Raw genomic sequence first — 17,895 nt, 5'->3', positions numbered from 1 at the left:
CCCCCCGGCGCACGGCGGCCTCCCGGCGGGGAGGCAAGCTTGGCCCGTGACGTTCTCGATCCGCGACCTGTCCCTCGACCTGCGCTCCGGCGAGCTCTCCCCCACCGAGCACGTCCGCGACGTCCTCGACCGGCTGCGCGGCGACACGACGAACGCGGTCGTCACGCTCGACGAGGAGCGCGCGCTCGCCGACGCCGCCGCCCGCACCGAGGAGCTGGGCCGCGGCGAGTGGCGCGGGCCGTTGCACGGGGTCGCGGTCGGGGTGAAGGACATCATCGACGTCGAGGGCCTGCCGACACGCTGCGGCTCGGCGGTCCTCGCCGACGCCGCCCCCGCGGAGGCCGACAACCCGGTCGTGGCGCGGCTGCGGGAGGCGGGCGCGGTCGTCGTCGGGAAGCTGCACACCCACGAGTTCGCCTACGGGCCCACCGGCGACGTCTCGGTCTCCGGTCCCGCCCGCAACCCGCACGACCCGACGCGGATCACCGGCGGCTCGTCGTCGGGATCGGCGGCGGCCGTCGCGGCCGGGCACCTCGCGCTGACGCTGGGCACCGACACGGGCGCGAGCGTGCGCGTCCCGGCGGCGCTGTGCGGGGTCGTCGGGCTCAAGCCGACGCGCGGGCGGCTCTCGACCGAGCGCGTCTTCCCGCTGTCGGACACGTGCGACCACGTCGGGGTGCTGACCGCCGACGTGCACGGCGCGAGCGTCGTGTGGGACGTCCTCGCCCGGCCCGACGGCACCGGTGGCGGCATCCAGCAGCCGGGGGTCTCGGGCGTGCGGATCGGCGTGCCCACCGGCCCCTACTGGGAGGCCGCGGACCCGGTGATCGTCGAGACGACCCGCGACGCCGTCGCGCGGCTGGAGAAGGCCGGTGCGCAGATCACCGAGATCGAGATCCCCGCGATCGACGAGCTCGCCCCGCTGTACTTCACGATCGTCAACGCGGAGGCGTACGCGACCCACCGGGACCTGCTCGCCGCCCGCCGCGCGGACTACCAGCCGGCGACGCTCGAGCGCCTCGAGCCGAACGCGAACCTCACCGCGACCGAGTACATCGACGCGCAGCGGGCCCGCGTCCGGCTGACCGCGGAGATCCGGACGGCCTGCGACGGCATCGACGCGCTCGTACTGCCGACGACGCGGGTGCGCGCCACCCCGATCGGCGCGGAGTCGGTGGAGGTCGGCGGTCGCGACGTGACGGTCCGCCCGGCCCTGCTCGCGCTGACGCTGCCGTTCAACCTGACGGGCTGGCCCGCGGTGTCGGTGCCCGGCCGGGTCGACCAGGGCGAGCTGCCCGTCGGCGTGCAGATCGCCGGGGTGCGGCTGGAGGAGCGCGGCGTGCTGCGGGTGGCGGCGGCGATCGAGCGGTCCTGAGCCGGGCGCGGGCGGCGACCCGCCCCCGCGTACCGTTCCGCCGCATGGGTGAGCGCGCACTGTGCGTCGTCGGAACGGGCCTGATCGGCGGGTCGCTGCTCCGGGCCGCCGACAAGGCCGGCCGGACCACGTGGGGCACGAGCGCGTCGGAGGGCACGGCCGAGCAGGCCCGTGCCGACGGCTTCGACGTCACCACCGACCTCGACGCGGCCCTGCGCCGGGCCGCGCAGGCCGATGCGCTCGTCGTGCTGGCGACACCGTTGCCGGTCCTGCCCGAGGTGTTGCGCCGCGTCGACGCCGTCGCCCCGACCGTGCGGCTGACCGACGCGGTCAGCGTGAAGGTCGCGGTCGCCGACGACGTCGCGCGGTACGCCCCGCGGGCCCGCTACGTCGGCGGCCATCCGATGGCCGGGACCGCCGAGTCGGGCTGGACGGCCGCGAGTGCCGGGCTCTTCACCGGCGCGGCGTGGGTCGTGATGGCCGACGACGGGCTCGACCTCGAGGTCTGGGCCGACGTCGCGGAGCTGGCCTGGGCGTGCGGGTCGCACGTCGTGCCCGCGGCCGCCGACGAGCACGACCTGGCCGTCGCCCGGATCAGCCACCTGCCCCACCTGCTGGCCGCGGTGCTCGCCGCGGTCGGCGCCGGCGAGCCCGACGACGACCTGCCGCTCGCGCTGTCGGCCGGCTCCTTCGCCGACGGCACCCGCGTCGCGGGGACGCGCCCCGAGCTGGTGCTGGCGATGTGCGAGGGGAACCGGGACGCGCTGCTCGCGGCGGTCGACGAGGCACTGGGCCGGCTCGGGGCGATGCGCGGGGCGCTCGCGTCGACCGGGGGCCTCGCGGCCACCGTGCAGGCCGGCTACCTCGCGCGGCAGCGCTGGGCGGCGACGCGCGACCCGCTCACCCAGCGGGTGTCGCTGCGACCGGGGGTCCTCGCGGAGCTGCGGGAGCTGGGCCGGCGCGGCGAGGTCGTCGTGGGCTGGAACGACTGACCGACCGGGACGACTGACCGAAGGGTCAGGCCACCGGTTCGATCGCCCTGACCCGGCGGGCCAGCCCCGGGTAGTGGTCGACGATCCCGTCGGCGTCGACGGTGAGGTCGGCGCTGAACTCGCCGGAGCTGAAGTTGACCACCGCGGGAGCGTCACCGTCCACGACGGACACCGTGCGATAGTGCTGGTCGACCAGCTCGACCGAGAGCGTCGGCAACGACACGAACAGCACGGGGATCACGTGGTCACCGTGCTCGGTGTGCAGGCCCAGCCTGCGGATCGGGAGCGTGTTGAACAGCGGGCTGCGCTCGAGGTCGACGTCGATCGCGCCGTCGTAGTCCGACCGCGTGCTGCCGGAGCCGTCGTCGAGCAGCCAGAAGCCGTCCTCGGTGCGGTTCATCGTCAGGTGCCGCTCGCGCTCGGCGGTCGCCGCCGTCACCGACAGGCGCTCGACGGAGTGGTCCTCGTTGAGCGTGAGCCGGTACGACGCCGTGAGCTCGCCGTGGGGGCCGGTCCGCACGACCCGGCCGAGCGCGCGGAAGCCCGTGGGTCCGATGAGGACCCGGGCGCCCTCCAGGCCGACCTCGTCCTCCGCCTGCCACGTCACCATGCCGCTCATCGCTCTCCCTCGCCGGGGCTCGGTCGGCGCTGCGCGCAAGCACAGTGCCGACCCTTCGCTCGCCAAGGCTCGCTCATCGGCCACACGGTAGCCGGTTGCGAGCATCCGCTCCTGCCCAGGGGAACCGGGCAGGAGCGGCGTTCACCGCACGATCACGGCAGGTCACTGCCCGGGAGCGGGCGGTTGATCGGGGACGAAGTCCTTGATCTTGTCGACGACGGTGTCGACCTGCTCCGCGTGCCCGTACTTGTCCTTGACGACGTCGCCCAGCTTCTCGACGCCCGCCTCGATCTTGTCGCCGTGCTCGTTGAGCAGCTCCTCGGCCTTGCCCTTGAGCGCGTCGAAATCCATGTGTGCCCCCTTCTCGTGCTGTCGGGGCACCATCCTGGCGCGCACCCTGCCCGGGTGACAGCACCGGGTGCCACTGTCAGCCGGCGGGCGCCGGGAAGGGGTCGACGTCGGCGGGGTCGAGATCGTCGCGCAGCCCCCGGAACTCCGGCCGGAGCAGCCGACCGCCCTCGGTCCCCGCGTGCGCGACCTCGGCGACGACGAGCGGCTCGCACCACCGCGCGCCCGCCCCGTCGACACGGGGAAGGGGCTCGTCGAACGGGGGCGCGACCGTCGTCAGGCCGTCGAGAGCGCCGTGCAGGATGCGCTGCACCGCGTCGCCCGCCAGCCCCGCGGTGACCCGGCCCGCGAATCGCAGGCCGTCGCGCCCGGGCACGCCGACCAGCAGCGCCGCGATCCGCGTCGGGTTCGAGCGTTCCGGGCGCCAGCCGCCGACGACGCACGTCCGGGTGAGCCGGTGGGTCACCTCGATCCAGGCCGTACGCCGTCCCGGTGTGTAGGGGCTGTCGGCCCGTTTCGCGACGATCCCCTCCATCCCCCGCTGCGCCGTCGCGGCGAGCAGCGCGCTGCCGTCGGTGTAGGACGGCGAGAGCGAGACGGCGGGCACGCGCGTCAGGTCCAGGCGTTCCAACGTGCCACGGCGCTCCTCCAGCGGCCGCGCGGTGAGGTCGACGCCGTAGAGGCGCAGCACGTCGGACACCATGAAGGTGACCGGCCGGGCTGCCGCCCGCGCAGGGCTGACGGCGCCGTGGATGCGCTCGGTGAGCGCGGTGAAGCTGGGGACGCCGCGGTCGAGCAGGACGACCTCGCCGTCGAGCAGCAGGTCCGGGGCGACGGCGTCGAGCCGGGCGAGCTCAGGGAAGCTGCCCGCCACGTCGCGCCCGCCCCGGGTGAGCAGCCGGACGAGCCCGTCGCGGACGTCGGCGAGCAGCCGCATGCCGTCCCACTTGACCTCGTAGACCCATCCGGGGCCGGTCGGGAGCGCGCCGGGGGTGGCGAGCATGGGCTGCACACCGTCATGCTGTCACCAGATGTCGTCACGCTGCGCTGTTCGGGTCGGTTCCAGGCGTGCCGGACGGCCGACGGGGAAGGCTGGGTACAGGTACGCCATGCGTGCGATGTGGAGCGGAGCGGTTTCGTTCGGGCTGGTCAGCGTGCCGGTGAAGCTGTACTCCGCGACGACCAACCACGACATCCGGTTCCACCAGGTGCACGCCACCGACGGTGGTCGGATCCGCTACAAGCGGACCTGCTCGATCGACGGCGAGGAGGTCGAGTACGCCGACATCGTCAAGGGCTACGAGACCGAGGACGGCGAGCTGATCACGCTCGACGAGTCCGACCTCGACTCGCTGCCGGTGGCCACCGGGCACGAGATCGACGTTATCGAGTTCGTGCCGTCCGACCAGATCGACCCGCTGCTGTTCGACAAGAGCTACTACCTGGAGCCGGAAACCAAGGCCGCCAAGCCCTACGCGCTGCTGCGCGAGGCGCTCACCGACACCGACCGGATGGCGGTGGTCAAGGTGGCGCTGCGGCAGCGCGAGACGCTGGCGCTGCTGCGCGTGCGGGGCAAGGCGATCGTCCTGCAGACGATGCTGTGGCCCGACGAGGTCCGCGAGCCGGAGTTCGACATCCTCGACGCCGACGTCGAGCTGCGGCCCCAGGAGCTGCAGATGGCGGCCTCGCTCGTCGAGAGCCTCGGTGCCGACTTCGAACCGTCGGACTTCACCGACGAGTACCGCGACGCCGTCGCGGAGATGATCGACCGCAAGCGGACCACCGGCGACACCCGGCCCGCGCCGGTCGAGGAGAAGCCGGCCGACGACGGCGACAGCATGACCGACCTGCTCACGGCCCTGCAGCGCAGCGTCGAGGCGGCCAGGGGCGGGCCGGCGAAGAAGGCCGACACCGCCGCGGGCAGCGACGAGACGCCGGCCCCGGAGAAGGCCCCGGAGAAGGCCCCGGAGAAGGCCGGGCCCGAGGAAGAGGAGAAGCCCAAGACCCGCGCCCGCCGGTCGACGAAGAAGGGCAAGGCCGCCGGGGACGACACGGCCGCCGAGGAGACCGCGCCGCGCAGGCGGACGCGCAAGCCCGCCTGACGACGACCGTCCGTCGCGGGTCGGTCCCCTGCGGCCTCAGGGTCCCAGCGCGGACTTCGGCGGCGCCTGGTCCTTGGCGAGCGCGCCGAACAACGCCTGCGCCCGGGTCTTGTCCCAGCGCACGACGGACTCGCCGCCGATGGTCGGCGTGCTGCCGACGGGGACGGTCGTCGCGACACCGCTGCCGCCCGAGACCCCGCGCATCGCGAAGCCCAGGCTCGCCAGGTTCCAGATGTGGTCGGAGTCGTCGACGGTGATCGCGCCGGTCACGGCGCTGCCCAGCGGGACGACCCGGAACGGGTTGACCAGGGTCGCCGGGCTGGTGGCCTTGCTGATCAGGGCCGAGAGGAACGCGCGCTGACGAGCGACGCGATCGAAGTCGGAGCCGGGCGTCGCACGGGTCCGGACGTAGCCCAGCGCGGTGCCGCCGTCGAGCTCCTGGCACCCGGCCTTGATGTCCAGGCCCGCCTTCGGGTCCTTGATCGCCTCCGGGATGCACATGTCCACCCCGCCCACCGCGTCGACCGCGCCGACGAAGCCGCCGAAGCCGATCTCGGCGTAGTGGTCGATGTGCAGGCCGGTGGCCGCCTCGACGGTCTGCACCAGCAGCCGCGCCCCGCCGAACGAGTACGACGCGTTGATCTTCGCCGAGCCGTGGCCCGCGATCGGGACGTAGGAGTCGCGCGGGATGCTCACGAGCACGGGGCCGGAGGCACCGTCGTGCAGCAGCATGATCGTGTCGGTGCGCTGGCCGACGTCACCGCCCGTCGCGAGCTCCTGCTCCTGCTCGCTGGTGAGTCCAGCCCGGCTGTCCGAGCCGACGATCAGCCAGTTCGTGCCCTCCGACGTCGCGGCGCTGTCGGCGGGCAGGGCGTCGGTGCGCTGGAGGTTGACGTCGAGGTAGACGCCGAACCCGATGAGCAGCAGGAGCAGCACGGCGACGACCGCGAGGATGCGGCGACGCCACCGGCCGCGGCGCTTCGGGCGCGCGGCGGTCGCGGGCGGCGGCGGGCGCCGTGCCGGGTCGAGCCGGACCGGCGGGCGGTCGCCTGCCGGGGTGGTGGGCAGCACTCGCGTCGATGGCCGGCGCCCCGGCGGAGGGGGCACGGCCTGGCGCGGTCGCTGCGGCTGCCCCCAGCCGGGACCGGGGCCGCGACGAGGGCGCGACGGAGGCGGAGGTGGCGGGGGGCCGCCGCGACCGACGGGACGCGTCGGGCCCTCGTAGCCACCGTTCATGTCCACTCTCACCCCGTCGACGCGTGCGCTCGGCGGGCCCGGTGGGCCCCGGTCCAGAGTGCCACGGACGGTGCGAAAGGGTCGGTGGGGGCAGCCCCCGGTCCCCGCTACAGGAGCGGCTCGCCCTCGAAACGGCCCAGCTCCTCGCGGTAGAACTCGATCCCGACGCCGTTGGGGTCGCGGATGTAGAGGCTGTTCTCGACGCCGCGGTCCGGCCCGAGGTAGTCGATCCCGGCCGCGTCGAGCTTGGCCTTCGCGACGTCGAACTCCGCGGGCGACGTCGACAGCGCGAGGTGCTGCACGGCGCCGATCGTCTCGTGGAAGTCGGGATGGTCGTGGCCCGGGAAGTCGAAGAAGCCGAGCAGGTTGCCGTTGCCGATGTCGAAGAAGAAGTGGCTCGATCCCGCGTAGTCGCGGTTCTCCACGAGCTCGACCAGCGGGAACCCGAGGGTGTCCTGGTAGAAGCGGATCGTCTCCTCGACGTCGCGGCAGATCAGCGCCAGGTGGTGGACGCCGCGCACCGTGGTCGCCGGGCGCTCGGCGGCGGGGTGCAGGTACTTGTCGCGCAGTTGCGCGCGGCGCTCGCGGACGGCCTCGAGCTCTGCTCCGGCGGGCTGTGGCACGGTCGGCTCCCCTCGCTCGACGTCCCGGCGACCGCCGGGGCACCCACCGTACGACCGCGGCGGTTCCACGTGGAACACGATCGGGTGACTGTCGGCATGATCCACGCGTGGACCTCCCCGAACCGCCGCCGCTGTACGAGGACGACCTCGACGAGTCCGGCATCCTCGATCCCGCCCGGCTCGCCCGCAGGGCGCGGGTCCCCGAGGCGGCCGTGCTCTGCTTCTTCCCCGAGGTCGTGGCCGGCCTGGCCGATGCGGGCGCCCGCCGGATCACGCGGCTGTCGTCGGAACGCGAGACGACGGTGTGGGAGACCGAGATCGACGGGCGTCCCGTCGCCGTCGCCCATCCGGGGATCGGGGCGCCGTTGGCGGCGATGACACTGGAGGAGCTCATCGCCATGGGCGCCCGCCGGATCGTCGCCGTCGGCGGGGCGGGGGTGCTCGTCCCGGACCTGGTCATGGGGCACGCGGTCGTCGTCGGTAGCGCACTGCGCGACGAGGGCACCTCCGCGCACTACCTGCGCCCGAGCCGGGTCGTCGATGCCGACCCACGGGGGGTGGCCGTCCTGCAGCGGACGCTCGACGCCGCGGGCCTGCCGCACGTCACCGGACGGACCTGGACGACCGACGCCGTCTACCGCGAGACGCCCGCCCGGGCCCGGCGCAGGCGCGAGGAGGGCTGCCTGACCGTCGACATGGAGGCGTCGGCGTTCATCGCGGTCGCCCGGTTCCGCGGGGTGCGCTTCGCCCAGGTGCTGCTGGCCGCGGACTCGCTGGCCGGTCCGGAGTGGGACGCCCGCGGCTGGACGACGGCCCGCGCGGCGCGGGCCGGCCTCACGTCGGTCGCGTCTCGCGCAGCGTTGGCGCTGTAGGGCGTCGGTCGCGGCTCGCGCAGCGTCGGCGCCGTGGGGCGTCGCTCACAGGGTTCACATGGTCGCCCTGCGGATCGAGCGGATGCCCACCCACAGGCCGATCGCCGCGGTGACCAGCGCCGCGACCAGACCCCACAGGATCCGCACGTCGTCGAACGAGCCGGCGAACAGGACGCGCTCGGCGTCGACGACGTAGGTGAGCGGGTTGAACCTGGAGACGACCTGCATCCAGCCCGGTCCGGTCTCCAGCGGCAGCATCATCCCGGACAGGATCAGCAGCGGGAACAGCAACGCCTGCTGCACCGCCCAGAAGATCCACTCGCTCTTGCGGGCGGCGATCGCGAGCGCGTAGGACAGTGCGCCGACCCCGACACCGAAGACCCCCAGGATCAGCAGCCCGACGACCACGTGCAGCGGGTGGAGCACGAACCCGAACGGGATCGCGACCAGCGTGATGATCGCGGCCTGCACGACGAGCGGGGTCAGCTCCTTGAGTGCGCGCCCGATCATCAGCGACGCGCGCGACAGCGGCGTCGCCAGGATCCGCTCGAATGCCCCGGTCATGATCTCGAACTGCAGGTTCGCGCCCGTCATCGACGTGCCGAACATCGTGATCATGACGACGACGCCGGGCAGGAACCACTGCAGCGACGACCCGCCGAACAGCGCGCCGTCGCCGGCGAGCCCGGCCAGCAGCGGCCCGAACAGACCCAGGAAGACCAGCGGCTGCAGCAGCGAGAAGATCAGCGAGAACGGGTCACGGACGATGGTGAGCGTCTCGCGCCACCACACGTGCCCGATGTCGGTGAGCACGCTGGTGCGGACCGATGCGGGCGGGGCGAGAACCGCCATCAGGACTCTCCTTCGCGCAGGCTGCGGCCGGTGAGGTTGAGGAAGACGTCGTCGAGGGTGGGACGCCGCGCCGCCGCGGCGACGACGTCGAGGCCCGCGTCCCGCAGCCGGGCGAGGACCCCGGGCATGGCGTGCGATGCGGCGTCGACGCGGACGGAGAGGGCCACCCCGTCGTCGTCGGGGCGCTCCTCGAGGTCGCTGCCCTCGGCCCCGAACAGGGCCCGGGCGGCCGCGGCCTGGTCGGGCCGGACGACGACGGTGAGCCGGTCGCCCGCCTGTTTGGCCTTGAGGGTCTCGGCGGTGTCGTCGGCGATGATCCGGCCGTGGTCGATGATGACGACCCGCTCGGCCATGGCGTCGGCCTCGTCGAGGTAGTGGGTGGTGAGCACGATCGTGGTGCCGCGCTGCTCGCGGATGCGCATGATGTGGTCCCACAGGTTGGCCCGGTTCTGCGGGTCCATCCCGGTGGACGGCTCGTCGAGGAACAACAGGCCGGGTGCGTGGATGAGGCCGAGCGCAATGTCGAGCCTGCGCTTCTGGCCGCCCGACAGCGAGCTGACCTTGCGCATCCGCAACGCCTCGAGGTCGAGCGTGCGCAGCAGCTCCTCGCCGCTCTCGGCCGCCTCGGCCCTGCTCATCCCGTAGAAGCGGCCCTGCATGAGCAGCTCGTCGCGGACCCGGTAGTTGTGGCCGGCGCCGTCCTTCTGCCCGATGTAGCCGATGCGCCGCCGGACCTCCGCCGGGTTCGCGACGACGTCGACCCCCGCGACGGTCGCGCTGCCGGACGTGGGCGGGAGCAGACTGGTGAGCATCCGCAGGGTGGTCGACTTGCCCGCGCCGTTCGGGCCGAGGAAGGCGACCAGCTCCCCCTCGGCCACGTCGAGATCGATCCCGCGCACGGCCTCGACCGTCTCCTTGCCCACCCGGAACGTCCTGGCGAGCGACTCGGTGTGGATCATCCGACCTCCGAACTCCGTACGGCGTACCGCGTCAGCAGTCCGATACGGTACACCGTACGAAGTGAGTGCGTGAAGAGAGGCTCGCGAAATGGACGAACCAGACACGGAGTGGGGCACGGCCGAGGGCCGCGCCATGATCCGGCTGCTCTGGGACCCGCCCCCGCCACCTGCCCGCGGCCCGCGCCAGCGACTGACGCTGGACCAGGTCGTCTCGGGCGCGATCGAGGTCGCCTCGCAGCAGGGCGTCGACGAGCTGTCGATGCGCAAGGTGGCACAGCACCTCGGGGTCGGGGCGATGAGCCTCTACACCTACGTGCCGGGCAAGGAGGAGCTGTTCGAGCTGATGATCGACCGCGCCTGGGCCGGGCGCGCCCTGCCCGACCGCACCCTGCCGTGGCGGGCGCAGGTCGAGTTCCACGCCCGCGAGGCGTGGGCGATGTACCAGGCCAACCCGTGGCTGATCCGCTCGAACCTGTGGCGCATGCCGTTGGGCCCGCACGTGCTCGACGCACAGGAGGACCTCTACCGCGCCGTCCTGCTCACCGGGCTGCCCGCGACGACGGTCGCCCGCGTGGCGGGCCTCGTCGAGGCGCACGTCTTCGGGGCGGCCCGCTCGGCGGTGACCGACACCAGTGTCTCGGCCCGGACCGGGGTGACCCAGGACGACTACTGGGAGTCCCGGCAGAGCTTCTGGGGCACCTACTACACGCCCGAGCGGTTCCCGGCGATGACGCACATCTGGGAGCAGGGCGGTTTCGACGAGGAGTACTCCGACGCCGCATGGGAATTCGGGCTGCGGCTGCTGCTCGACGGCGTCGAGCGCATGGCGGACGGGGAACGATGACCGGGACCACGACCACGCTCGACCGGTTCGACGGCCACATCGCGGGGCTCGGGACGGCCGCGGGGCTGCGCGTCGTCGTCGGGCGCTGGAGGCGGTCGCCGCTGGGCGCGTTCACCGACGTGATGGCCGAACGCCCCGACGGGCACCGGCTGCTCCTCGCGCCCGGTCCGGCGGTGGCCGAGTTCGTCGCGGCGACGTACACGTTCGACGAGGTGCGGGTCGTCCCGGTGGCGGCGACCGTCGACGGCCCCCGCTGGACCGTCCGCGCGGGCCCGCTCGCCGCGACGTTCCGCACCGGCGGGCGGCCCCCGCTCGGGCTGCTGCTCGCGGCCGTCCCCACCCCGCTCGCGACGTCGATCCCGTGGGTGTCGGCGATCGACGTCGTCGCCCGCAGGGTGCTCCCCGGCGTGCGGACGCGGGGCAGCGCCACTGGTGACCGCGACGAGTTCTACTGCGCCCGCGACATGCACCGGATCGTCGCGGCGTCGGTCGCCTGGGACGGCGTCGACCAGGGGGCGCTCACCCCGGTCGACCCGCCGGTGCGGTTCGGCTTCGGGTCGACACCGGCGGGCCCGTCGGTGGTGCGGGTGACGACGCTGATCAGGCGCTAGAACGCACCGTCAGCCCAGCAACAGACCGGCGGCGACGGCCAGCGCGACGGCCGCCACGAGCCCGCCGGCCGTCCCGGTAGAGGCCGTTCGGCCCAGGGCTGATGTTGCCGACGGCCGCCGAGTGCAGGATTCCGTGTCCGTCTGCACGCCGGCCCCGGCCGGCTGACCGCACAGCCCGGGCAGCGAACCGAAGCCGCCGAAGCCGAGCAGGCCGGCCAGCAGGACGGCGAAGATCCGTTCGATGCTCACGTCCCGGCTCCTCGGCGTCGGGCCGCCGGGGCCGCTCGTCCGCTCGTCGGCGGCGGTCCTCCCCGGCTGATCCCGCCGAACCGCCCACGGGTGGGCCCGGCACCGGGTCCGGGCCCACCCGATCTCCACCCGGTCTCCACCCATGGGCCGGTGTCCGGCGGGACCGAACCGAGCAGGCTCGACGTCGTGAACATCGAGCAGATCCTCATCGCGGTCCTCGTCCTCGGCTGGATCGTGTACCGGCAGGTCGTGGGCCAGTACGCCAGCGGGACGAAGCTCACCCTGCTGCCGCTGCTGCTGATCGTCCTCGGGCTCTACGCCGTCGTGGAGGCACACCCGACGATCACCGCCGCGGGGGGCGCGCTCATCGGCGGGGAGCTGGTCCTCACCGTCGTCCTCGGCTGGCTGCGCGCCCGCGCCGTCAGCCTCGAGACGCGCGAGGGCTTCCTGTACCTGCGCGGCGGCGTGCCCGCGCTGGCGCTGTGGACGATCTCGATCGCCACCCGCGTCGCCATCGAGATCGGCGCCCACCATGTGGACGCCGCCACCGCGGCCCTCGCGACGTCGACGGTCGCGCTGTCGTTCGGCCTGAGCCTCGCGGTCCAGGGCATCGTGCTGCGGCAGCGGATCCGGCAGGACGGGCGGCCGCTGCGCGACGGCCGTCGCGCGGAGCGCATCGGCCGGGCCACACTCGGACGGTGATCCTCGATCCGCGACCGGGGCCGTTCCGGCGGGTCGGCTCGCTGGCATGGCTCCCCGTCATCCTGGGCGCGGCGGTCATCGGGCCGCCGCGCCTCGGGCTGTCCGTGCTGACGGTCACCGGCTGCCTGCTCTCGATCGCCGGTTGGACCGCCATGGCGACCCGGCCGGCGTGGCCGCCCTGGCTGGGGCCGGCGTGGATCGTCGCCGTCGCGGCGGGCGGTGTCCTGCTCGTCGCCGACATCGGGCACTGGTCGGTCCCGATCACGTTCTGCTACGTCGCGGTCGGCGCCGCGGGCAGCCGGCTGTCGCTCCCCTGGGCGCTCGCGGTGCTCGTCGCGACGGACACCGGGCTCGCGGTCGCGATGCGCGGGGAGAGCCTGCTCTCGATCGGCGTCGTCGTGCTGTCGATGGTGAGCGTCCTGCTCATCGGGACCGCCCAGCGCGCCGCGCGGCGCCGGGCCGAGGACCGCGAGATCGCGCAGGCCTCGGAGGCGCGGGCCGACGAGGAGCACGCCCGCGCCGCCGCGCTCGCCGAGCGGGCCCGCATCGCCCGCGACGTCCACGACGTGCTGGCGCACTCGCTCTCGGCGCTGGCCGTGCAGCTGCAGGGCGCGAAGCTGATGGTGCAGCGCGACGGGTCGCCGGCCGACACCGTGGAACAGATCGAGCGTGCGCACCGTCTCGCCGTCGAGGGGCTCGCCGAGGCCCGGCGCGCCGTGCACGCGCTGCGCACCGAGCCCGTCGACCTGCGCGAGGGGCTGCAGGCGCTCGTGGCCGAACATCCCGACGCGACGCTCGACGCCGAGGACGTCGGGCTGTTGCCGCCCGAGGTCCGCGAGACCGTGCTGCGGACCGCGCAGGAGGCGTTGACCAACGCGCGCAAGCACGCGCCGGACGCGCCCGTGCGGGTCCGGCTCGCCCGGGACGACGATGCGGTCGTCCTCGACGTCCGTGACCGGGCCGGTGCGCCGCCCGCACCCTCGACACCGGGCGGCTACGGTCTGGTCGGGATGGGCGAACGCGCTGCGCTGATCGGCGCGCACGTCGACGCGGGACCGACGGAGGACGGATGGCGGGTGACCCTGACGGTTCCGGCAGCGGCCACGACGACGGCGTGACGGGCGGCGACGGGACGGGCCGCGCGCTGCGCGTCGTGCTGGCCGACGACCAGCGCATCGTCCGCGACGGGCTCGCCACCCTGCTCGGCCTGCTGCCGGGCATCACCGTGGTCGGGGCCGCCGCCGACGGCGAGGAGGCCGTCGCGCTGGTCGACCGGCACCGCCCGGACGTGCTGCTCACCGACCTGCGGATGCCCGGCTGCGACGGCGTCGAGGCGACCCGCCGGGTCCGCGCGGCCCACCCCGGGACGGCCGTCGTCGTGCTGACGACCTACGTCGACGACGACGCCATCGTCGCCGCGCTGCGGGCCGGCGCCGCGGGCTGGCTGTCCAAGGACGCCGACGCCGACGCGATCGGCCGCGCGCTGCATTCGGCCGCCGACGGCCAGGGCACGATCGACGCCGGCGCGCTGGCCCGGCTCGTCGCCGCGTCCCAGCCCGCGCCGGCAGGGGGCGAGCCGCCGGACGGGCTCACCCCGCGCGAGGTCGAGGTGCTGGCGTTGATCGCGCAGGGGCTGTCGAACCGCGAGATCGCGCGTCGGCTCGTCGTCGGCGAGGCGACGATCAAGACCCACGTGAACCACCTGTTCGCGAAGGCCGGGCTGCGCGACCGCGCCCAGGCCGTCAACTACGCCTACCGGCACGGGCTGGCGGACTGACGGCCACGGCCCACAGGCGCCGGCTACTGGTCGGCGCTGGTGGCGCGCTGCAGCGACAGCGTGCCGTCGGCGGGACCCGTCGTCTCCCACTGCCCGGAGTCGGCCGTCCAGGTGCGCCCGTCGTAGGTCACCGAGTCCAGGCCGAGCCGGGCGGCGTGCGCGACCAGCCACGACGCGATGGCCCAGCCGCGCTGCTGCGGCTGCGGCCCGGAGAGCTTGGTCGTGCCCAGCTCGTTCGCGGCGACGGTGGCGACATCGGCGCCCGGGACGGTCAGCGGAACGTCCCGGCAGCGCAGCGCCGCGGGCGACTCCCCCGTCAGCGCCATCGCCATGGCACGCGCCTGCGGCTCCCACTGCGCGTAGGCCTGCGGTGCCGCCGAGCGCTGCACCACCTGCGCGGCCTGGGTGACGCTGATGTCCTGCCAGTCGGGCTGTTCGCGCAGCTTCCGGTAGAACGCCGTCGCCGCGTACACGGGGTCGGTGACCTGCGCGTACGTTCCCCAGCCCTGGCTCGGGCGCTGCTGGAACAGGCCTGCGGAGTCGCGGTCGCCGTCGGGCAGGTTCTGCAGCCGGGACTCCTGCAGCGCCGTCGCGATGGCGACGGTCACCGCGTGGTCGGGCAGGCCCTCGGCGTACCCGACGCCCGCGATCGTCGCGGCATTCTCGGCCTGCTCGATCGACAGCGTGATGTCGCGGTCGCCGGAGACGACGCACCCCGGCCTCGGCTTGTTCACCGCCCGCCAGACGACGACGCCGATCCCCACCGCGATCGCGAGCACGACCACCAGCAGGACCGCCGTGCCCTTGCGCACCCACTCTCCCCCGGGTCGTCGCGAACGTGCCCTCGCAGGGCCAACGCGCCCCACCCGCTCATCGTGCCCGAGGCGCTCCTCCCCGGATCGGGGCGCCCACCGGTGTCGCGGCTGCAGGTCGTTCCGCCCGGCTCGCCGGGGTGGCAGCATGCCGTCGGCACCCGGCATCCGGACCAACGGAGGGACGCGTGAGCGAGGAGAAGCCGCCCGACGCCGGGCTCGACGAATCCGCGCTCGACGTAGCCGGGCTCGACGACGCCGCGCTCGACGACGTCACCCCCGACGACGCCGCACTCGACGACGCCGCACTCGACGACGCCGCGCTCGACGACATCGTCCGGCGCTTCCGCCGACGGTCGGAGCGCTTCGCCGCCACCGTCGCCGGGGTCGCGGAGACCGCGTGGGGCAACCAGTCGCCGTGCGCGGAGTGGACGGCGCGGGACGTGGTCGGCCACGTCGTCGACATGCACCAGGCAATGCTGACACCGGTCGGGCGCGCCCTGAGCCCCGCACCCACGGTCGACGAGGACCCGCTCGCCGCCGTGCACGCCGCCCGCGCCGACGTCGAGGCCGTGCTGGTCGACCCGACCGTCGCACGCACCGTCGTCGGCACCCCGATGGGTCAGACGACGGTCGCCCGGCACGTCGACGAGGTCGTGAGCGCCGACCTCGTCCTGCACGGCTGGGACCTCGCCCGCGCCACCTTCCAGGACGACACGATCGACCCCGCGGAGGTCGAGCGGATGTGGCCGACGGCCGTGGCGATGCCGGCGGAGATGCGGACGCCCGATGCCTTCGGGCCGGGGATCGTCGTGTTCGGGCCGCGGGTGGCCGTACCCGACGACGCGCCCCTGCAGGACCGGTTGCTCGGCGAGCTCGGTCGCGACCCCGACTTCACCCCGCGCTGAACCCCCTCGTCCGGCCGCGCCGACCGGCACCGCCCGCGACACTCCCCCGGCACCGATGAGTTCGGGGACACTGCGTCGTTCTTCCCAGTGCGCCGCACCGCACCGGGCGGCCGTGTGACGAGGAGACGCTGATGGACTGGAAGCTGGAGGTCGTCGTGCTGCCCGTGGCCGACGTCGACCGGAGCCTGGCCTTCTACGCCGAGCAGGTCGGGTTCGTCGTCGACGTCGACCGGCAGGTCAGCGACACGATGCGCATCGTGCAGCTCACCCCGCCGGGCTCGGCGTGCTCGGTCACGTTCGGCACGGGTCTGGCCTCGACCGAGCCGGGTTCGGTCAAGGGCCTGCAGATCTCGGTGTCGGACGTCGAGGCCGCGCGGTCCCAGCTGGCGGAACGGGGCGTCGACGTCACCGAGGTCCGGCACGTCGGCGAGGACGGCACGTGGGCTCCGGGCAAGGGCGGACCGTGGAACTCGTTCTGCTTCTTCGACGACCCCGACGGCAACGGCTGGGCCTTGCAGGAGCGCCCTTCCGGACCCTGAACGTCCACAGGGTACGGTCTGGGTAATCGTGCGGCACCGCACGAGGTTCCGCGACCCGGCCGCGCCGTCCGGGGGGTGCGGGCGAGGGTGACCCTCTCGCCCGTGCTGCGCAGCCGGTCGCGGAGACGTGCGGTCCGGGAGCCGCCCTGCGAGCCACAGCGACCAGGGCGGACCCCGGACCGGACGGCGGGACCTTCGACCCTCGTGTGTGCGCCGCTCATTTCCTAGCGTCGAGGCGTTCACCCGAGCGGGCAACGATGCCCCGGGGGCCACCAACGGGGGCGGCCACCCGAGACGGGGGAGGAATGCACGCGACGTTCACGATGCAACTGGCCGTCGAACGGTCGGGACGGGGACACATCGTCAGGGCTGCGGGCGAGCTGTCGGGACGCACGGGCAGTCGGCTGGTGCGGCTCGTCGAACGGCTCGTCGAGGACACCCCGCGGCCCGCGGGTCCCGGCGCACTGATCATCGATCTCGCACAGATCCGCCGGTTCGACACCGACGGCGTGGAGGCTCTGCACCGGGCGTTCGGGCGGGCCGGGTCGGCAGGCGTCAGCATGTTCCTCACCGGCCTGGAAGGACGCCGGTCGCTGCTGCCGCACGACGTCGACGGGTTGCTCGACCGGCTCCCGGTCCTCGACGACGTCGAACTCGCCGAGCTCGACAACTTCTCGCACACCGGCCGAACAGGAGTCCGCCACCTGGCGATCGTGGGCGGCTGACCAGCCGGTACTCCGCTGACGGCGAACTCGTTTGTTACTGAGTTCGCACTCAGTTAGTGTCCGGCGCCGTGAGGACGCGAACGGGCCGGGCCAGCCGCATGCCGCCCGACGAGCGCCGGGCGGCGATCGTCGAGGCGACGCTGCCGCTGGTGCTGCGCGACGGGCCGTCGGTCAGCACTCGCCAGATCGCCGAGGCCGCGGGCGTCGCCGAGGGGACGATCTTCCGCGTCTTCCCGGACAAGGACGCGCTGATGCGCGCCGTCCTGGAGCGCGGGTTCGACCCCAGGGACGCGATGGCCGCACTCGCGACCGTCGACCGGAGCCTGCCCCTGCGCGAGCGGCTGATCACCGTCGTCGAGATCGTCCAGGAGCGCCTGCGGGGCGCGTTCGGCCTGCTCGGCGCGCTCGGCCTGCACCGGTCACCGCGGCCTCCCGAAGGCTGGGACGCGCACCGCCGCGACGAGGCGAACGAGGCGTTCCGCGCCGCGGTCGCCGACGTCGTGGCCGGCGACGGCGAGAGCCTGCGCGTCACGCCCGCCGAGTTCGCCCACACCCTGCGCCTGCTCACGTTCTCCGCCACCCACCCCCTCATCTGCGAGGGCCGGCCGATGACCGCCGAGGCGATCGTCGACGTCCTGCTCGTCGGGATGGCCGCGCGGACGAACCCCACCCCCGGGTCCCCGACCCCCGACGCCGATCCGGCCGGCACCCCGGTCGCGAGCCACCACGCCCGAACGATCGAGGTCTGAG

22 protein-coding genes are annotated in these 17,895 nt (G+C 74.0%); 13 read left to right on the top strand and 9 right to left on the bottom strand.

What is annotated here, in order from left to right:
* Positions 1 to 46 precede the first annotated feature (46 nt).
* Positions 47 to 1,375 carry an amidase gene (locus PSED_RS01720; RefSeq protein ID WP_013672546.1) on the top strand — a complete coding sequence of 443 codons (1,329 nt, stop codon included), beginning with the start codon at positions 47 to 49 and terminating at the stop codon, positions 1,373 to 1,375.
* A gap of 44 nt (positions 1,376 to 1,419) precedes the next feature.
* Positions 1,420 to 2,367, top strand: coding sequence for a prephenate dehydrogenase (locus PSED_RS01715; protein ID WP_013672545.1), 948 nt, complete (start codon positions 1,420 to 1,422; stop codon positions 2,365 to 2,367).
* 25 nt (positions 2,368 to 2,392) lie between these two features.
* Here the strand turns inward: PSED_RS01715 and PSED_RS01710 are convergent, their stop codons facing one another.
* The 3 genes from PSED_RS01710 to PSED_RS01700 form a co-directional block, all read right to left on the bottom strand.
* Positions 2,393 to 2,986 (bottom strand): putative glycolipid-binding domain-containing protein, encoded by a 594-nt coding sequence (locus tag PSED_RS01710; protein ID WP_013672544.1) that lies wholly within the window; start codon positions 2,984 to 2,986, stop codon positions 2,393 to 2,395.
* A 162-nt stretch (positions 2,987 to 3,148) separates the two neighbouring features.
* Positions 3,149 to 3,337 (bottom strand): antitoxin, encoded by a 189-nt coding sequence (locus PSED_RS01705; protein WP_013672543.1) that lies wholly within the window; start codon positions 3,335 to 3,337, stop codon positions 3,149 to 3,151.
* Between the two features lie 76 nt (positions 3,338 to 3,413).
* Positions 3,414 to 4,337: an ATP-dependent DNA ligase gene (locus tag PSED_RS01700; protein WP_143770747.1), complete on the bottom strand. Its 924-nt coding sequence runs from the start codon at positions 4,335 to 4,337 to the stop codon at positions 3,414 to 3,416.
* Between the two features lie 106 nt (positions 4,338 to 4,443).
* Between PSED_RS01700 and ku the strand changes: the two genes are divergently transcribed.
* Positions 4,444 to 5,436: a non-homologous end joining protein Ku gene (gene ku, locus PSED_RS01695; RefSeq protein ID WP_013672541.1), complete on the top strand. Its 993-nt coding sequence runs from the start codon at positions 4,444 to 4,446 to the stop codon at positions 5,434 to 5,436.
* A gap of 36 nt (positions 5,437 to 5,472) precedes the next feature.
* On the opposite strand, the gene PSED_RS01690 is transcribed toward ku, so the two are convergent.
* Positions 5,473 to 6,507 carry an LCP family protein gene (locus PSED_RS01690; RefSeq protein ID WP_013672540.1) on the bottom strand — a complete coding sequence of 345 codons (1,035 nt, stop codon included), beginning with the start codon at positions 6,505 to 6,507 and terminating at the stop codon, positions 5,473 to 5,475.
* A 272-nt stretch (positions 6,508 to 6,779) separates the two neighbouring features.
* A complete protein-coding gene (locus tag PSED_RS01685) occupies positions 6,780 to 7,295 on the bottom strand; it encodes a VOC family protein (protein ID WP_041760303.1) in 516 nt (171 codons plus the stop codon).
* 107 nt (positions 7,296 to 7,402) lie between these two features.
* On the opposite strand from PSED_RS01685, the gene PSED_RS01680 reads away from it, so the two are divergent.
* Entirely contained in the window at positions 7,403 to 8,167 is a 765-nt protein-coding gene (locus tag PSED_RS01680; RefSeq protein WP_013672538.1) for a nucleoside phosphorylase, read from the top strand.
* A gap of 54 nt (positions 8,168 to 8,221) precedes the next feature.
* Here PSED_RS01680 and PSED_RS01675 read toward each other — a convergent pair whose 3' ends face one another.
* Entirely contained in the window at positions 8,222 to 9,019 is a 798-nt protein-coding gene (locus PSED_RS01675; RefSeq protein ID WP_013672537.1) for an ABC transporter permease, read from the bottom strand.
* Entirely contained in the window at positions 9,019 to 9,978 is a 960-nt protein-coding gene (locus PSED_RS01670) for an ATP-binding cassette domain-containing protein (RefSeq protein WP_013672536.1), read from the bottom strand. Before PSED_RS01670 ends, PSED_RS01675 begins: the two co-directional genes overlap by 1 nt.
* 88 nt (positions 9,979 to 10,066) lie before the next feature.
* On the opposite strand from PSED_RS01670, the gene PSED_RS01665 reads away from it, so the two are divergent.
* Positions 10,067 to 10,822 carry a TetR/AcrR family transcriptional regulator gene (locus PSED_RS01665; RefSeq protein WP_013672535.1) on the top strand — a complete coding sequence of 252 codons (756 nt, stop codon included), beginning with the start codon at positions 10,067 to 10,069 and terminating at the stop codon, positions 10,820 to 10,822.
* On the top strand, positions 10,819 to 11,433 hold the full coding sequence (locus PSED_RS01660) for a hypothetical protein (protein WP_013672534.1): 615 nt from the start codon (positions 10,819 to 10,821) through the stop codon (positions 11,431 to 11,433). The genes PSED_RS01665 and PSED_RS01660 overlap by 4 nt, the downstream gene beginning before the upstream one ends.
* A 9-nt stretch (positions 11,434 to 11,442) precedes the next feature.
* Here PSED_RS01660 and PSED_RS01655 read toward each other — a convergent pair whose 3' ends face one another.
* Positions 11,443 to 11,682 (bottom strand): hypothetical protein, encoded by a 240-nt coding sequence (locus PSED_RS01655; RefSeq protein ID WP_013672533.1) that lies wholly within the window; start codon positions 11,680 to 11,682, stop codon positions 11,443 to 11,445.
* Between the two features lie 150 nt (positions 11,683 to 11,832).
* Here PSED_RS01655 and PSED_RS01650 point away from each other — a divergent pair, with 150 nt between their 5' ends.
* From PSED_RS01650 to PSED_RS01640, 3 genes are read left to right on the top strand one after another with little or no spacing between them, the layout of a single operon-like run.
* Positions 11,833 to 12,384 carry a hypothetical protein gene (locus tag PSED_RS01650; RefSeq protein ID WP_041759174.1) on the top strand — a complete coding sequence of 184 codons (552 nt, stop codon included), beginning with the start codon at positions 11,833 to 11,835 and terminating at the stop codon, positions 12,382 to 12,384.
* Entirely contained in the window at positions 12,381 to 13,502 is a 1,122-nt protein-coding gene (locus PSED_RS01645; RefSeq protein WP_013672531.1) for a sensor histidine kinase, read from the top strand. Before PSED_RS01650 ends, PSED_RS01645 begins: the two co-directional genes overlap by 4 nt.
* Entirely contained in the window at positions 13,454 to 14,161 is a 708-nt protein-coding gene (locus PSED_RS01640) for a response regulator (RefSeq protein ID WP_013672530.1), read from the top strand. The genes PSED_RS01645 and PSED_RS01640 overlap by 49 nt, the downstream gene beginning before the upstream one ends.
* A gap of 23 nt (positions 14,162 to 14,184) precedes the next feature.
* Here the strand turns inward: PSED_RS01640 and PSED_RS01635 are convergent, their stop codons facing one another.
* Positions 14,185 to 14,973, bottom strand: coding sequence for a VldE C-terminal domain-containing protein (locus PSED_RS01635; protein ID WP_013672529.1), 789 nt, complete (start codon positions 14,971 to 14,973; stop codon positions 14,185 to 14,187).
* Between the two features lie 188 nt (positions 14,974 to 15,161).
* On the opposite strand from PSED_RS01635, the gene PSED_RS01630 reads away from it, so the two are divergent.
* The 4 genes from PSED_RS01630 to PSED_RS01615 all read left to right on the top strand — a co-directional run bounded on the left by PSED_RS01630 (position 15,162) and on the right by PSED_RS01615 (position 17,894).
* Positions 15,162 to 15,881, top strand: a complete 720-nt coding sequence (locus PSED_RS01630; protein ID WP_013672528.1) for a TIGR03086 family metal-binding protein — start codon at positions 15,162 to 15,164, stop codon at positions 15,879 to 15,881.
* 131 nt (positions 15,882 to 16,012) lie between these two features.
* Positions 16,013 to 16,420, top strand: a complete 408-nt coding sequence (locus PSED_RS01625) for a VOC family protein (protein WP_013672527.1) — start codon at positions 16,013 to 16,015, stop codon at positions 16,418 to 16,420.
* Positions 16,421 to 16,725: 305 nt separating this feature from the next.
* Positions 16,726 to 17,145: an STAS domain-containing protein gene (locus tag PSED_RS01620; protein ID WP_013672526.1), complete on the top strand. Its 420-nt coding sequence runs from the start codon at positions 16,726 to 16,728 to the stop codon at positions 17,143 to 17,145.
* Between the two features lie 68 nt (positions 17,146 to 17,213).
* Entirely contained in the window at positions 17,214 to 17,894 is a 681-nt protein-coding gene (locus PSED_RS01615; protein ID WP_202946342.1) for a TetR/AcrR family transcriptional regulator, read from the top strand.
* The last annotated feature ends 1 nt before the right edge of the window (position 17,895 follow it).

This window comes from Pseudonocardia benzenivorans CB1190 (assembly GCF_000196675.2).
GTDB lineage: Bacteria > Actinomycetota > Actinomycetes > Mycobacteriales > Pseudonocardiaceae > Pseudonocardia > Pseudonocardia benzenivorans.
The sequence above is the reverse complement of the archived record's forward strand: the minus strand, read 5'-3'. Positions and strand labels throughout refer to the sequence as shown.

Coding starts and splice junctions, on each gene's coding strand:
- PSED_RS01700 (WP_143770747.1), bottom strand. CDS start 4,337: ATGCTCGCCACCCCCGGCGCGCTCCCGACCGGCCCCGGATGGGTCTAC.
- PSED_RS01715 (WP_013672545.1), top strand. CDS start 1,420: ATGGGTGAGCGCGCACTGTGCGTCGTCGGAACGGGCCTGATCGGCGGG.
- PSED_RS01670 (WP_013672536.1), bottom strand. CDS start 9,978: ATGATCCACACCGAGTCGCTCGCCAGGACGTTCCGGGTGGGCAAGGAG.
- PSED_RS01675 (WP_013672537.1), bottom strand. CDS start 9,019: ATGGCGGTTCTCGCCCCGCCCGCATCGGTCCGCACCAGCGTGCTCACC.
- PSED_RS01665 (WP_013672535.1), top strand. CDS start 10,067: ATGGACGAACCAGACACGGAGTGGGGCACGGCCGAGGGCCGCGCCATG.
- PSED_RS01620 (WP_013672526.1), top strand. CDS start 16,726: ATGCACGCGACGTTCACGATGCAACTGGCCGTCGAACGGTCGGGACGG.
- PSED_RS01640 (WP_013672530.1), top strand. CDS start 13,454: ATGGCGGGTGACCCTGACGGTTCCGGCAGCGGCCACGACGACGGCGTG.
- ku (WP_013672541.1), top strand. CDS start 4,444: ATGCGTGCGATGTGGAGCGGAGCGGTTTCGTTCGGGCTGGTCAGCGTG.
- PSED_RS01710 (WP_013672544.1), bottom strand. CDS start 2,986: ATGAGCGGCATGGTGACGTGGCAGGCGGAGGACGAGGTCGGCCTGGAG.
- PSED_RS01705 (WP_013672543.1), bottom strand. CDS start 3,337: ATGGATTTCGACGCGCTCAAGGGCAAGGCCGAGGAGCTGCTCAACGAG.
- PSED_RS01660 (WP_013672534.1), top strand. CDS start 10,819: ATGACCGGGACCACGACCACGCTCGACCGGTTCGACGGCCACATCGCG.
- PSED_RS01625 (WP_013672527.1), top strand. CDS start 16,013: ATGGACTGGAAGCTGGAGGTCGTCGTGCTGCCCGTGGCCGACGTCGAC.